Annotated in this window: 12 protein-coding genes; 6 read left to right on the top strand and 6 right to left on the bottom strand. The window is 66.9% G+C overall.

Going from position 1 to position 14,122, the window contains the following annotated elements:
• Nucleotides 1–6: 6 nt before the first annotated feature.
• Nucleotides 7–1,419: a coniferyl aldehyde dehydrogenase gene (locus tag AC0KXH_RS18130; protein WP_200629451.1), complete on the bottom strand. Its 1,413-nt coding sequence runs from the start codon at nucleotides 1,417–1,419 to the stop codon at nucleotides 7–9.
• A gap of 130 nt (nucleotides 1,420–1,549) precedes the next feature.
• On the opposite strand from AC0KXH_RS18130, the gene AC0KXH_RS18125 reads away from it, so the two are divergent.
• Entirely contained in the window at nucleotides 1,550–2,218 is a 669-nt protein-coding gene (locus AC0KXH_RS18125) for a TetR/AcrR family transcriptional regulator (RefSeq protein ID WP_041108445.1), read from the top strand.
• Here the strand turns inward: AC0KXH_RS18125 and AC0KXH_RS18120 are convergent.
• Nucleotides 2,182–3,222, bottom strand: a complete 1,041-nt coding sequence (locus AC0KXH_RS18120) for a hydrolase (protein ID WP_102847921.1) — start codon at nucleotides 3,220–3,222, stop codon at nucleotides 2,182–2,184. The genes AC0KXH_RS18125 and AC0KXH_RS18120 overlap by 37 nt on opposite strands.
• 163 nt (nucleotides 3,223–3,385) lie before the next feature.
• On the opposite strand from AC0KXH_RS18120, the gene AC0KXH_RS18115 reads away from it, so the two are divergent.
• Nucleotides 3,386–3,787, top strand: a complete 402-nt coding sequence (locus AC0KXH_RS18115; protein ID WP_165562559.1) for a ribonucleotide reductase subunit alpha — start codon at nucleotides 3,386–3,388, stop codon at nucleotides 3,785–3,787.
• On the opposite strand, the gene rsmD is transcribed toward AC0KXH_RS18115, so the two are convergent.
• Genes rsmD through AC0KXH_RS18100 form a run of 3 tightly spaced genes read right to left on the bottom strand, consistent with a single transcriptional unit; the run spans nucleotide 3,784 to nucleotide 7,293 of the window.
• Nucleotides 3,784–4,380, bottom strand: a complete 597-nt coding sequence (gene rsmD / locus AC0KXH_RS18110) for a 16S rRNA (guanine(966)-N(2))-methyltransferase RsmD (protein WP_041108441.1) — start codon at nucleotides 4,378–4,380, stop codon at nucleotides 3,784–3,786. The two genes, AC0KXH_RS18115 and rsmD, sit on opposite strands and share 4 nt — an antisense overlap.
• Nucleotides 4,380–5,930, bottom strand: a complete 1,551-nt coding sequence (locus AC0KXH_RS18105) for a M16 family metallopeptidase (protein ID WP_212543496.1) — start codon at nucleotides 5,928–5,930, stop codon at nucleotides 4,380–4,382. The genes rsmD and AC0KXH_RS18105 overlap by 1 nt, the downstream gene beginning before the upstream one ends.
• On the bottom strand, nucleotides 5,923–7,293 hold the full coding sequence (locus AC0KXH_RS18100) for a M16 family metallopeptidase (RefSeq protein WP_488223816.1): 1,371 nt from the start codon (nucleotides 7,291–7,293) through the stop codon (nucleotides 5,923–5,925). The genes AC0KXH_RS18105 and AC0KXH_RS18100 overlap by 8 nt, the downstream gene beginning before the upstream one ends.
• A gap of 228 nt (nucleotides 7,294–7,521) precedes the next feature.
• On the opposite strand from AC0KXH_RS18100, the gene ftsY reads away from it, so the two are divergent.
• The 4 genes from ftsY (at nucleotide 7,522) to rpoH (ending at nucleotide 11,441) form a co-directional block, all read left to right on the top strand.
• On the top strand, nucleotides 7,522–8,784 hold the full coding sequence (gene ftsY, locus AC0KXH_RS18095) for a signal recognition particle-docking protein FtsY (RefSeq protein ID WP_312358111.1): 1,263 nt from the start codon (nucleotides 7,522–7,524) through the stop codon (nucleotides 8,782–8,784).
• On the top strand, nucleotides 8,781–9,452 hold the full coding sequence (ftsE, locus tag AC0KXH_RS18090; protein ID WP_041108434.1) for a cell division ATP-binding protein FtsE: 672 nt from the start codon (nucleotides 8,781–8,783) through the stop codon (nucleotides 9,450–9,452). The genes ftsY and ftsE overlap by 4 nt, the downstream gene beginning before the upstream one ends.
• Nucleotides 9,449–10,471: a permease-like cell division protein FtsX gene (gene ftsX / locus AC0KXH_RS18085; RefSeq protein ID WP_041108432.1), complete on the top strand. Its 1,023-nt coding sequence runs from the start codon at nucleotides 9,449–9,451 to the stop codon at nucleotides 10,469–10,471. The genes ftsE and ftsX overlap by 4 nt, the downstream gene beginning before the upstream one ends.
• Before the next feature lie 115 nt (nucleotides 10,472–10,586).
• On the top strand, nucleotides 10,587–11,441 hold the full coding sequence (gene rpoH / locus AC0KXH_RS18080) for an RNA polymerase sigma factor RpoH (RefSeq protein WP_041108430.1): 855 nt from the start codon (nucleotides 10,587–10,589) through the stop codon (nucleotides 11,439–11,441).
• Between the two features lie 84 nt (nucleotides 11,442–11,525).
• Here the strand turns inward: rpoH and AC0KXH_RS18075 are convergent, their stop codons facing one another.
• Entirely contained in the window at nucleotides 11,526–14,084 is a 2,559-nt protein-coding gene (locus AC0KXH_RS18075) for a CHASE domain-containing protein (protein ID WP_200629447.1), read from the bottom strand.
• Between the last annotated feature and the right edge of the window lie 38 nt (nucleotides 14,085–14,122).

The raw sequence follows: 14,122 nt of genomic DNA, 5'->3' as shown, positions 1-14,122 counted from the left end.
ATTACCTCAGCGCACGAACAGCTGACGGATCAGCCGCTGCAGTCGCCCACCGTAGGGCGGATAGATCAGCCGGGCGGCGTTGAAGCGCGGCTTGCTGAACACGGCCTTGGCCTTGCTGAAGGTCAGAAAGCCCTCGTGGCCGTGATAGTGGCCCATGCCCGAGGCGCCGATGCCGCCGAACGGCAGGTCGTCCTGGGCGACGTGCAGCAGGGTGTCGTTCAGGCAGACGCCGCCGGAGTGGGTCCGCTCGAGGACCTGCTGCTGCTCGGCGCGATCGTAGCCGAAGAAGTAGAGCGCCAGGGGCCGGGGGCGCGCGTTGACGTAGGCGATCGCCTCGTCGAGCGAGGCATAGGGCAGTACCGGTAGCAGCGGGCCGAAGATCTCGTCCTGCATCACCTGCATGTCGTCATTGACGTCGAGCAGGATGTGATGCGGCAGGCGCCGGCCCTGGCCCTCGTCGAACAGCGGCAGGAGCAGCGCGCCGCGTGCCCGGGCGTCGGCCAGGTAGCCCTCCAGGCGGAGCAGCTGACGCTCGTTGATGATGCTGGTGTAGTCCGGGTTGTCGGTCAGCTGCGGAAAGAAGCGCTGTACGGCCAGGCGATAGGCCTCGACAAAGGCTTCCAGGCGCTGCTGGGGAACCAGTACGTAATCGGGCGCAACGCAGGTCTGGCCGGCATTGAGCGTCTTGCCGAAGGCGATCCGCTCGGCGGCCTGCTCCAGCGGTACGTCGGCCGCGACGATGGCCGGCGACTTGCCGCCCAGCTCCAGGGTCACCGGCGTCAGGTTGGCCGCGGCGCTCTGCATGACCTGCCGGCCGACCTCGGTGGAGCCGGTAAACAGCAGGTGATCGAAGGGCAGGCGGGTGAACTGCTTGCCGGTCTCGACATCGCCCAGAACCACCGCAACTTCGTGTTCGGCGAAAACCTGGCCGAGCAGGTCGCGCAGCAGGCGGCCGGTCGCCGGCGCCGATTCGCTCATCTTCAGCAGCGCCCGGTTGCCGGCGGCGAGCGCGCCGATCAGCGGGCCGATGGCCAGATACAGCGGGTAGTTCCACGGCACGATGATGCCGACCACGCCCAGCGGCTGGTAGAGCACCCTCGCGCTGGCCGGCTGGAAGGCCAGCCCGACCCGGCGCCGTGAGGGTTTCATCCAGCGGGCCAGGTGGCGCTTGGCATGGCGGATGCCGTGCAGGCTGGGCATGACCTCGGCGAGCAGCGTCTCGTCGGCCGAGCGGTTGCCGAAATCGGCGCTGATTGCCTCGACCAGCGCCTGCTGGTGGCTGGCGATGACCTCATGGAGTGCCTCGAGCCATTGCAGGCGCTGCTCGAGGTCCGGCATCGGCAGCTTGTCGTAGGCCCTGCGCTGGCTGGCGTAAAGCGCGTGGAGGCGCTTGGTCTCGGCGGACTGGTCGACAAGCATGGGCAGGCTCGGCAAGGGTTGATGCGAGATTTCTAGAGTAAATGCTCTAATCTGTCAACGCAGCGTGCCGCCGGACGCGTGAGCGTGTACCGTGGCGCTCTTTCGCCGTCGTCCCTTCGAGTCGCCTGCCATGGCCCCACGTGCAAAGACCCGAGATCGCATCATCGAAGCCAGCCTGGAGCTGTTCAACGCCCAGGGTGAGCGCGCGGTGACGACCAACCACATCGCCCAGCACCTGGGCATTTCGCCTGGCAACCTGTACTACCACTTCCGCAACAAGCAGGCGATCGTCGCGGAGCTGTTCGGCGCCTACGAGCGGCGTGTCGCCGAGTTTCTCCGCCTGCCGGAGCAGCGGTCGCTGACCGTGGCCGACAAGGCGGCTTACCTGGAGGCCCTGCTCGAGGCCATGTGGCGCTATCGCTTCCTGCACCGCGACCTGGAGCACCTGCTGGCGGCCGATACGCAGCTCGCCGAGGGCTACCGCCAGTTTGCGCAGCGCTGCATGGCGCAGGCGGCAACGCTGTATCAGGGCTTTGTCGAGATCGGCGTGCTGCGCATGACCCCGGCGCAGATCGAAGCGCTGGTGGTCAATGCCTGGATCGTCCTCACGTCCTGGGTCAGTTTTCTCGGCACCGTGCGAGGCGACTCCGGCGAGCTGGACGAGGCCCAGCTGCGGCGCGGCATCTATCAATTGCTGGCCCTGGAAACCGCGTTCGTCACGGAGTCGGCGCGGGGCGAGGTCGACGCCTTGCTCGCGCGCCTCTACGTGCCGCTGGAGGCGGTGCTCGGCGCTGGCTGAACGGCGCTGCGCAGGCGTTCGCCGAGCCAGCCGGCGATGCGCCGTTCCAGGTAGTAGCGCGGCCGCAATGGCGTGCCTTCGACGAAGCCGACGTGGCCGCCGTGGCGATGCAGTTCGAGCTGGGTGCAAGGCGATAGTTCGGCCGCCTCGGGAATGCTGTGGCGAAACACGAACGGGTCGTCCTCGGCCTGGATCAGCAGGGTCGGTACCGCGATGCCACCGAGGTAGTAGCGGCTCGATGCGCGTCGGTAGTAGTCGCTGGCATCGCTGAAGCCGTGCAGCGGCGCGGTGATACGGCCATCGAAGTCCCAGAACGTCCGCATGCCGTCGAGCGTGCCGAGTGCGCCGAGCGTGGCCAGGTGCTGATCGAGGCCGCGCTCGCGGAACAGACGCTGCTTGTCGCGCACGTAGGCGATCATCGCCTTCATGAAATGCGCCTGATAGACGCGTGAAAAGCCCAGGCCGATGCGGTCGGCGCACTGGTCCAGGCGAAAGGGCACCGAGACCGCGACGGCGGCGCGCACGGGGCAGTCGGCGCCGCGCTCGCCCAGGTACTTGAGCAGCACGTTGCCGCCCAGCGAATAACCTACCGCGTGTAACGCAGCCTGCGGCCGGCACGCCTGCAGGTGCTCGATGACTTCGGCCAGGTCGTCGCTGGCGCCCGAGTGGTAGGCCCGCGGCAGCAGGTTCGGTTCGCCCGAGCAGCCCCGCCAGTTGATCGCCACGCTGCTCCAGCCCTGTGCCGCGAGACGCTGCTGCAGGCCGAGCACGTAGAGCGATGCGGACGAGCCGGTCAACCCGTGCAGCACCAGCGCCAGCGGGGCCTGCGCGTCGTGCGGGCCGTGCCAGTCGAGGTCGATGAAGTCGCCATCGGCCAGCCACAGCCGCTCGCGCCGCCGCGCCAGTTGCGGTGCACGGCGGAAAAAGGGGTTCCATAGCGTCTGCAGATGCGGCCCCGGCAGCCACCAGGCGGGCTGAAACGGGAGCTCTGCGGGGGCTTGCATGGCGTTCATGGCACGAAGCTAAGCCGCCGCCGGTCGCGTCGCAAGGGCCATGCACTCGCTGAATGCACGGCCGTGGGCAGGGCATATGCCTTTGGGGATATGGTCAAGCCTGGCGGGCCGTCCGAGAGTGTCGGCTGGCCAGAAACGCTCGGGAACACTCACGATGCCTTGCTCCTTCGATCACCTGTTGCACGCCGCCCGCCAGCAGACCGAGCCGCAGCGGTTGCTGTTCGTCTTCGCCGTGGCGGAATTGCCCGATGATGCCAGCGCCGCCGAGCGCGAACGGTTCGCCCAGGGCGGCGGCGGCTCGCTGCGCCCGGTGCTCTGCGTGGACAAGCTGCCGGAGGAGCTGGAGAGCTTCGCCGTGCTGCTGGCCGAGTCGCAACGCACAGGGCAGGCCTGGGACCTGGTGTTTGCCGCCGCGCTACCCGGCGTAGGGGGGCTGACGCCGGGCAGCGACGATGCGCAGGCACCCCTCGAGGCGATGGTCGCGTCCATCGAGAGCGGCAGCGTGGGTCGCTTCGCCGCTTTCGACCGTGCCGGGCAGACGGTGGATTTCTACTAGGCGGCGTTGCGCTCCCACAGCGCGTAATACACCTTGCCGGCCTTTTTCTCGCGGTGCAGCCGCCAGTTGGCAGGCAGGCCGAGTGCCGACGGCGCCGCCTCGCTTTCGGTGTAGATCCAGGCGCGCTCGGCCAGCCAGCCCTTGCCTTCGAGTAGCTCGCAGGCCGGCAGCAGCAGGTTCTTGTTGAACGGCGGGTCGAGAAAGACCAGGTCGAACGGGGTCGCGGCCTGGGTTTCCAGATAGCGCAGGGCATCGCTCTGCAGCAGCTGGCCATTGCCACAGTTGAGCGTGTCCAGGTGCTTGCGCAGGCTGGCGATGGCATTGGCATTGGTGTCCAGCGCCAGGGCCATCCCGGCACCGCGTGACAGTGCCTCGAGATAGAGCGCGCCGCTGCCGGTGAAAGGATCCAGCACGCGCGCTCCTGACAGGTAGGGCATCAGCCAGTTGAACAGTGTCTCGCGCACCCGGTCGGGCGTCGGCCGCAGCCCGTCGGCGTCGGGAAACGCGAAGCGCCGCGAGCGCCATTCGCCGCCGATGATGCGAAGCTGGCCCTTGCCGCCATGGGCGGAGGGGCGTACGGGTGGGTTGGCCATCAGTGCTCCGGAACTGCGCTGGGTCGTTCAGCAGGGTGGTCGGTGGGCGGCGGCAGCGGCTGCTGCGCCACGCTCGGGCCGGCGGTGACGATGACGAAGTCATCGGCGCTCAGGTACTTGCGCATTGCCTGGCTGACCTGTTCGACCGTCAGGGCCTGGACCTGCTCCATGAAGTCTTCAAGGTAGGTCAGCGGCAGGTCGTAGAAGCCGATGCTGCCCAGTTGGCCGACGATATCGGCGTTGCTCGCGGTGGACAGCGGGAAGCTTCCGGCGACCTCGCGCTTGGCGCGCTCGAGTTCCGCCTCGCTCGGCCCCTTGGCCAGATAGTCGCGCACCAGTTGCTGAACCAGCTGCAGCGAGCCGTCGGTGAGTTCGGCGCGCGTCTGCATGCTGATCATGAAAGGCCCTGCGGCACGCATCGGGCTGAATCCCGAATAGATGCCATAGGTCAGCCCGCGCTTCTCGCGCACTTCTTCCATCAGCCGGGTGCCGAAGCCGCCGCCGCCGAGAATCTGGTTGCCCAGGTACAGCGCGGCGTAGTCGGGGTTGCCACGCGCGATGCCGAGCTGGGCGAGCATCAGGTGGGTCTGGTTGGACGGGAACTCGATATGCCGTTTACCCGGTTGCGGCTCGCTCGGCGCCGCGGTCGCCGGCAGCGCCGGGCCTTGCGGAAGCGCGGCGGAGACCTGGGCCGCGGCCGCCTCGGCCTGCTCCCGGCTGAGATCGCCGACCAGCGCGATCACCAGGTTGCCGGCGGCGTAGGCGCGCTGGTGAAAGGCGCGCAGCTGCTCGGTGCTGATCGCCGGGATCGATTCGGCGGTGCCTTCGCTGGGGTGGCCGTAGGGATGGTCGCCATAGAGCTGGGCGAACAGCTCCAGGCTGGCCAGCTTGCCGGGGTTCTGCTTCTGCAGTTCGAAGCCGGCCAGCAGCTGGTTCTTGATCCGTTGCAGCGAATCCTCCGGAAAGGTCGGCTTGCCGACCACCTGGCTGAACAGTGCCAGCGCGGCGTCGCGCTTGTCCGGCGCGCTCAGGCTGCGCAGCCCGACGACACCCATGTCACGGTAGGCACCGTTGCTGAAGTCGGCGCCCAGATCCTCGAAACCGCGGGCAATGGCGCTGACATCCTTGCCTTCGATCCCTTCGTTGAGCATCGCGTTGGTCAGCAGCGCCAGGCCAGGCGTGCCTTCGTCCTGCGCGCTGCCGGCGGCGAAGGTCAGGCGCATGTCGAACATCGGTAGCTCGGGCGCGCGCACGAAGAGCACCTTGGCGCCTTCGGCGGTCCGCCAGGTCTGGATGTCCAGATGCCGCCGCGCCAGGGGCTTGTCGCTCAGCTGTTCGAGCGTTTCCAGGCGAGGCTCGGCCGCGTCGACGGCCTTGCTGGCGTCTTCCGCCTCTTTGACCGGCGCGGTGGGCGTGCTGGCCGATTCGGCGGGCTGAGCGACCGCCAGCGGTGCGTTCGTGCCGGTCGCCTGGTCACAGGCGGACAGGCCGAGACAGGCTGCCAGCAGCAGGGCGATGGCGCCGCGCGGCCACAGGCTTGGCTTATTCATCTTGGCTTTCCTTCTGCTCGAGGCCTTGTTCCGGCAATACGTGGGCAACGCTCATTCGCGAGCGGGTGAAATAGTGGCGCGCCGCCTGCTGGATGTCCTGCGGCGTCACCGCCTCGAGTGCGGCGAGCTCGTCGTCCATCAGCCGCCAGGACAGGCCAACGGTTTCCAGCTGGCCGATGGTGGTGGCCTGCTGGGTGATCGAATCGCGCTCGTAGACCAGGCCGGCGATGACCTGCGCGCGCACCCGTTCGAGCTCATCGGAGCTCGGCGGCGTCTGCTGCAGGCGCTCGAGCTGGCGCCAGAGTCCGGCTTCGGCCGCCTCGAGATCGTGGCCCTTCTGCAGGTTGGGCGTGGCGCTGAGCACGAACAGGCTGTCGCCGCGGGTATAGGCGTCGTACCAGGCCGACGCGCTGGTCACCAGCTCCTCGCCGCGCTCGAGGGTTTCGGCCAGGCGCGCACTGTAGCCGCCGTCGAGCAGGGCGGCGATCAGGCGCAGTGCATGTACCTGCCGCGGATTTTCCGCGGTGGACAGGCTGGGCACGTTGAAGGCCATCAGCAGGCTCGGCAGCTGCGTGCGCAGATGCAGCGTCAGGCGCCGCTCGCCGGGCTCGTCAAGCTCCAGCGGAGCCTTGGCGGTGGGAATCTCGCGGCGGGCCACCGGGCCGAAATGGCGCTCGGCCAGGGTCCTGACCTCGTCAGCGGTCACATCGCCGACCACCACGAGGGTGGCGTTGTTCGGTGCGTACCATTTCTCGTACCAGCTGCGCAGGTCGTCGACGGTCATGCGCTGCAGGTCGCTCATCCAGCCGATCGTCGGGTTGCGGTAGCCACTGGACGGGTAGGCGATCGTCTTGAAGCGCTCGAAGGCCAGCGCGCTGGGTTTGTCATCGGCGCGCAGGCGCCGTTCTTCCTTGATCACTTCGATCTCGCGCTCGAACTCCTCCGGTGGCAGGCGCAGGCTGGCCAGGCGGTCGGCCTCCAGCTCGAAGGCGACCGGCAGGCGGTCGCGGGCCAGCACCTGGTAGTAGGCGGTGTAGTCGTTGCTGGTAAAGGCGTTTTCCTCGGCACCCAGCTCGCGCAGGATGCGCGAAGCCTCGCCCGGGCCCAGCTTGGCGCTGCCCTTGAACATCATGTGCTCGACCACGTGGGACAGGCCGGTCAGCCCGGCGCTCTCGTAACTCGAGCCGACCTTGTACCAGAGCTGGGAGACGACGACCGGTGCGCGGTGGTCTTCGCGCACGATGACCTTCAGACCGTTGTCGAGGAAGAATTCGTGAGTGGGCTGGCTGTCCGCGGCCGAAGCCAGCGGAAGATGCAGCGCGATGAGCAGCAGGGCCGCAGCGCGGCGGAATGTCGGGAACATGCAGAAGATTCCGGATTCGATGGCGTAGACCGTGTGCCGACGCCAGCACGCGGCCATGGTACTGAGCTGCGCCGACCAGGCAAAGCCGCTGGTCGAAGCGGCCTGCCGCGGCGGCCTGTCGCGGCTCGGGCGCCTTTGGCGCAGGCGCTCGGGTAGGTGCTAGGATAAGCCCCCGTCCGGCCGGCGGCGTGGCTGCCGGCGTAACGCCCCCTTGAGAATACCGTCTGCATGTTTGGTTCAAACGACGACAAGAAGACGCCGGCCGAGGCCGGCGAAAAGAAAGGGCTGTTCGGCTGGTTGCGCAAGAAGCCGCAGACGCCTGCCGCCGAGCCGCCGGCGACCGAACCGCCGGAAGAGAGCCAGCCACTGGCCGATGAGCCCGACCGCGAAGCCGAGCAAACGGAGCGCGAGCAACTGGCCGAGGCGCACGAAGCGCCGGTGCATGAGCCCGCCCCTGAGCCGGTCGAGCCGCCCTCGGTGCAGCTCCCCGAGCCCGAGCCTGTACCGAGTGCCGAGCCCACGCAGCCGACCGCTGCAGCACCGGAACCCGCTGCGCCGACCCGACTGGGCTTCTTCGCCCGTTTGCGCCAGGGCCTGTCCAAGACCAGCGCCAGCATCGGCGAGGGCATGGCCAGTCTGTTCCTTGGCAAGAAGGCGATCGATGACGACCTGCTCGAAGAGCTGGAAACACGCCTGCTGACCGCCGACGTCGGCGTCGAGGCGACTGGCGCGATCATGCAGAACCTGACCCGCCGGGTCTCGCGCAAGGAGCTGGCCGACAGCGGTGCGCTGTATCGCGCGCTGCAGGAAGAACTCGCCGGGCTGCTGCGCCCGGTCGAGCAGCCGCTGGTCGTCGATGGCGCCAAGCAGCCCTACGTGATCCTCGTGGTCGGGGTTAACGGCGTCGGCAAGACCACCACCATCGGCAAGCTTGCCAAGAAGCTGCAGAACGAAGGCAAGAAGGTCATGCTCGCCGCCGGCGATACCTTCCGCGCCGCGGCAGTCGAGCAGCTGCAGGTCTGGGGCGAGCGCAACCGTATTCCGGTGATTGCCCAGCATACCGGCGCCGATTCCGCCTCGGTCATCTTCGATGCGGTGCAGGCGGCCAAGGCGCGCGGCATCGACGTGCTGATCGCCGATACCGCCGGTCGTCTGCATACCAAGGACAACCTCATGGAGGAGCTAAAGAAGGTGCGCCGGGTGATCGGCAAGCTGGACGAGACCGCGCCCCATGAAGTGCTGCTGGTGCTCGATGCCGGCACCGGGCAAAACGCGATCAACCAGACCCGCCAGTTCAACCAGGCGGTCGCGCTCAGTGGCATCGCCCTGACCAAGCTCGACGGCACGGCCAAGGGCGGCGTGATCTTCGCGCTGGCCAAGCAGTTCGGCACGCCGATCCGCTACATCGGCGTCGGTGAAGGGATCGACGACCTGCGCACCTTCGAGGCCGATGCCTTCGTCAAGGCTCTGTTCGGTCAGGACGAGCGATGATCCGCTTCGAACAGGTCGGCAAGCGCTATCCCAACGGCCACGTCGGGCTGCATGAGCTGTCGTTCCATGTGCAGCGGGGCGAGTTCCTTTTCGTGACCGGGCATTCCGGCGCGGGCAAGAGCACCTTGCTGCGTCTGTTGCTGGCCATGGAGCGCCCGACCAGCGGCAAGCTGCTGCTGGCCGGGCAGGATCTGTCGCGCATCACCACCGCGCAGATCCCCTTTCTGCGTCGGCAGATCGGCGTGGTGTTCCAGAATCATCAGTTGCTGTTCGACCGCACGGTGTTCGACAACGTCGCCCTGCCGCTGCAGATTCTCGGGCTGAACAAGCGCGAGATCGGCCAGCGGGTGATGACTGCGCTCGAGCGCGTCAGCCTCAAGGACAAGGCGCTGCAGTTCCCCGCGGATCTCTCCACCGGCCAGCAACAGCGCGTCGGCATCGCCCGCGCGGTGGTGCACCGGCCGGCGCTGCTGCTGGCCGACGAACCGACCGGTAACCTCGATCCGCGTCTGGCGGCGGAAATCATGGGTGTGTTCGAGGACATCAACCGTCTCGGTACCACCGTGCTGATCGCCAGCCACGACCTGGCCTTGATCGCGCGCATGCGTCACCGCATGCTGACCCTGCAACGTGGTCGCCTGATCGGCGACGGGGAGGCCGGCCGATGAGCGCATCCCGCAAGAACGACACCAAAGCCAACCCGAGCACGGCCGAGCGTGTCGGTGGCTCGGTCAAGAAAGTCGAAGCGAAACACGACGAGCCGGATTTCAAGACGTTGTTCCATGCCTGGCTGGAGAGCCACCGCGCCAGCCTCGTCGATAGCCTGGGGCGCCTGCTCAAGCAGCCGATCGGCAGTTTTTTCACCTGCCTGGTCATGGCCGTCGCGCTGAGCCTGCCGATGGGCCTGGCGTTGCTGCTCGACAACGTCGAGCGGCTAGGCGGCTCCTGGCAGCGCGCCGCGCAGATTTCGGTGTTCCTCAAGCTGGATGTCGACGCCGCCGCGGGCGAGCGCCTGCGCGACGAGATCGCCGCGATGCCGGACGTGGCTGAGGCGCAGTGGATCAGTCGTGACGCCGCGCTCGAGGAATTCCAGCAGCTGTCGGGTATCGGCGAGGCGCTCAGGGAGCTGCCAGATAATCCGCTGCCCGGCTCGGTGCTGGTGACGCCGAAGGAAATCGACAAGGAAAAGCTCGAGGCCCTGCGCCAGAGCCTGGCCGAGCTGCCTGGCGTCGAACAGGCGCAGCTCGATCTGCTCTGGGTCGAGCGGCTGACGGCGATCCTCAAGCTCGGCGACCGCTTCGTCTTTGGTCTGACCCTGTTGTTGGTGGCCACGCTGCTGCTGGTGATCGGCAATACCATCCGCCTGCATATCGAGAACCGTCGCACCGAGATCGAGGTGGTCAAGCTCGTCGGTGGGACCGATGGTTACGTGCGTCGACCGTTTCTCTACATGGGGGCGATCTACGGCCTGGGCGCCGGGCTGATCGCCTGGGGCCTGCTGGCTTACGGCCTGGGTTGGCTGAACGAGGCGGTGGTGCGGCTCGCCGGGCTCTACGGCAGCGATTTCGGCCTGGCCGGCGTGCCCGCCGGCGACGCGCTGTCGCTGGTGGTCGGTGCCGTGCTGCTGGGCTACATCGGCGCCTGGCTGGCGGTCGCGCGGCACCTCAGCGAGCTGGCGCCGCGGTAGGCTAATTTTCTGTTTTGAAAGGCCTTTTTCCGGGGGTTGTGGGAACTTATCCACAGCCCTTGCAGTCATAGGGCCCAGTGCTACACTGCAGCAGCTTCACATCTGGAGGAACTGCATGACAACTTCTCTGCAACCTGTTCACGCCCTAGTCCCGGGAGCCAATCTCGAGGCCTACGTGCAGACCGTAAACAGCCTGCCGCTGCTTACCGTCGAGCAGGAGCGCGAGCTGGCTGAGCGCCTCTTCTATCATCAGGACCTCGAGGCCGCTCGGCAGATGGTCCTTGCGCACCTGCGCTTCGTCGTCCACATCGCTCGCAGCTACTCGGGCTACGGGCTGGCCCAGGCCGACCTGATCCAGGAAGGCAACGTCGGACTGATGAAAGCGGTCAAGCGCTTCAATCCCGAGATGGGCGTGCGTCTGGTGTCCTTCGCGGTGCACTGGATCAAGGCCGAGATCCACGAATTCATCCTGCGTAACTGGCGCATCGTCAAGGTCGCCACGACCAAGGCGCAGCGCAAGCTGTTCTTCAACCTGCGCAGCCAGAAAAAGCGCCTGGCCTGGCTCAGCAATGACGAGGTCAACCGCGTCGCTGACAGCCTGGGAGTCGAACCGCGCGAGGTGCGCGAGATGGAAGGCCGTCTCAGCGGTCACGACATGGCCTTCGACCCGCTGGACGATGCGGACGATGACAGCGCCTACCAGTCGCCGTCCCACTATCTCGAAGACCAGCGCTACGACCCGGCGCGCCAGCTCGAGGACGCCGACTGGAGCGACAGCTCTTCGGCCAGCCTGCACGAAGCGCTGGAAGGCCTGGACGAGCGTAGCCGCGACATCCTCCAGCAGCGCTGGCTGAGCGAGGAGAAGGCGACGCTGCATGATCTGGCCGCCAAGTACAACGTCTCCGCCGAGCGTATTCGTCAGCTTGAAAAGAACGCGATGAACAAGCTCAAGGGCTGCATCCAGGCCTGAGATTGCGGCAACGACCAGAACGCGGAGCCTGCCCTGTGCAGGCTCCGCGTTTTCGTTTCCGTGGTTCGGCGTGCGCCGTGTTGCTCAATCCGGCGTGGCGCTGGCGATCGCGGCCTGCAGGGTATCGAGCAGCTGCGCGCTGCTGATCGGCTTGTGCAGCCAGAACAGATGCGCGGCCGGAGCGGACACCTCGACCTGTGCCGCTGCCGAGATCACCACGACGGGCAGGGCCGTTAGCGCCGGGTTGGCGCGGATCTCCTCGAGAAACTGCCGGCCGCTGCCATCGGGCAGGTGCAGATCGAGCGTCATCGCCTGATAGCGAACCTTGGCCAGGCACTCGCGGGCCTGCTCCAGGCTCTGCACGCGGTCGACCGCATAGCCCCCCTCGCTGAGCATCAGGTGCAGCAGGCGGCCGGTGTCGGGCTCATCCTCGACAACCAGCAGACGCGGGCGATCACCTTGCTCCGGCGATTCGCTGGCCATCGCCGGCTGAATCGGCAGTTCGAACCAGAAGGTCGAGCCACGGCCCTCCTCGCTGTCGAAACCGACGCTGCCGCCCATGCGCTCGACGAGCTCTTTGGTAATCGCCAGGCCGAGCCCGGTGCCGGCCTTGGTACGGCTGTCCGAAGAGTCCGCCTGGGCGAACTTGGTGAAGACCTGGCTGCGAAAGCTGTCCGGGATGCCAGGGCCCTGGTCGGTTACGCAGACGCGGATACGGCCGTCGCCGTGCCGGGTATGCACGCGGACCTCGCCGCCCTGATGGGTGAATTTGATGGCATTGGACAGCAGGTTGCTCAGCACCTGCTGCAGGCGCAGGCCGTCGACCCAGACGCGCACGTCCGGCACCGGCTCGAGCGTACAGCGCACCCCGTGCTGTTCGGCGAAGCCCTGAGTGCTGGTCAGTGCTTCTTCGAGCAGTTGCGGCAGGCGATGTTCGCGCAGGTCGAAGGTCATCTTGCCGGCGGCGATCTTCTCCATGTCCAGCAGATCGTTGATCAGGTGGCCGAGGCGCACGCTGTTACGGTAGGCGATCTCCAGCATCTGCTGCATGGCCGGAGGCGCCTTGCCGAGTGCGCCGCCGTTGATCAGGCCGAGCGCGCCGGTGATCGAGGTCAGTGGCGTACGCAGCTCGTGGCTGACCGTCGAGACGAACTCATTCTTCAGTTGCTCGATGCGTTTGCGTTCGGTCAGGTCCATCACGGTGCCGGTGATGCGCTGGGCCTGGCCATCGGCGTCGCGCTGGATATAGCCACGCAGCAGCACCGGAACGATGCGCCCGCTCTTGTGCTGCAGGCGCAGTTCGTCGGTGAAGTGGTCGATCTGCGACAGCATCGTTCTGGCCAGCCGTGCACGCTCGTGGGGTAGGTCTTCGGCAACCACGAAGCGCTCCCACAGCCGCAGGTCGCAGGGGAATTCCTCGGCACGGTAACCGAGCATCTCCCAGGCGCGTGCGGAGGCGTACAGCGTGCCGGCTTCCAGATTGAGGTCCCAGAGCCCGTCATTGCTGCCCTTCAGAGCGAGTGAAAGGCGCTCTTCGCTCAGCCGCAGGTCGTGTTTGCTGCGCCGGATCGTTTGCGTCATGCGCTCGGCCAGCGCCTTGGCACGGCGGTGACGCAGCGCCAGCGAGGCGGTGAGAAAGAACAGCAGCAGGCTCATGCCGATGCTGAGCAGCACCAGCGTGCCCCAGTTGCCGTGAAAGCGTGCGTCGAATTCCGGCAGGCTGGTCATGCGCAGCGTCCACACCTGGCCATAGGCCCGCAGCTGCTGCAGCTCGCTGTATTGCCCGAGCGCCGGAGCGCGGCCTTCGTCGGAGGCGAAGATACGCTTCTCGGGCTGCTCGCCCTGGCCCGCATAGATGTTCAGCTGCAGCGGCAGGTCCATGTTGCGCAGGATGCCGTTGACCAGATTGCCGACGCGATAAGGGCTGTAGACGAAGCCCTTGAGCGCCTGCATACGCTGCTCCGGGCTGCCCAGCGGCATGCCCTGCTGATAGACCGGCACGTAGAGCAACACACCGGCCTGAGTCTTGCCGTGGGTTTCCTGGACCAGCGTGACCTTGTCGGTGATGCTCGTCAGGCCTTGCTCGGCCGCGCGCTGCATGGCCTGGCGGCGTGCCGGGTCGGAATACATGTCGAAGCCCAGCGCGGCGCGATTGCGTGCGGTGAGCGGTTCCAGGTAGACGATCGAGGTGTACAGCGGTCGCTGTCCGGGCGGGTGAACGGCGTACTCGGCAAGCCCTTCTTGCTGCACCCGACGCTCGTGCGCCTCCAGCTCCTCGGGGCGGATCGCACGGCTGAAGCCGACCCCCTGGATACCGGGATAATGATCGGCCAGCTGCAGGCGCTGCACATAGAGACGCCACTGCTCGCGGCTAACCGTGCCGCTCGCATCGAACAGCCCGGCGCCGCCGAGCAGGATTTGTTCGTGATCGAGCAGGCGCTTGCGAATGGACTCGGTGACCTTTTCGCTGAGCATATGGAACTGCTGGCGTGCTGCGCGCACTTCGCGGTTCTGGAAATGCTGAAACAGCACCAGCTGGACCAGCAGCGTGAAAACCAGCACCAGCCAGGCAACGCCGTTGCGCCAGTCGAACAACTGCTTGAGGCCCGGTATCGGGCTTGGATCGATGGCAGGGTCGCTCATGGCCTTCACTGCTGGGCGCCGCTGGGCGCGAGGATTAC

This window comes from Stutzerimonas sp. CXK-1, from assembly GCF_057738225.1.
Note: the sequence above shows the minus strand (reverse complement) of the source record. Positions and strands in the feature narration are given on the sequence as shown.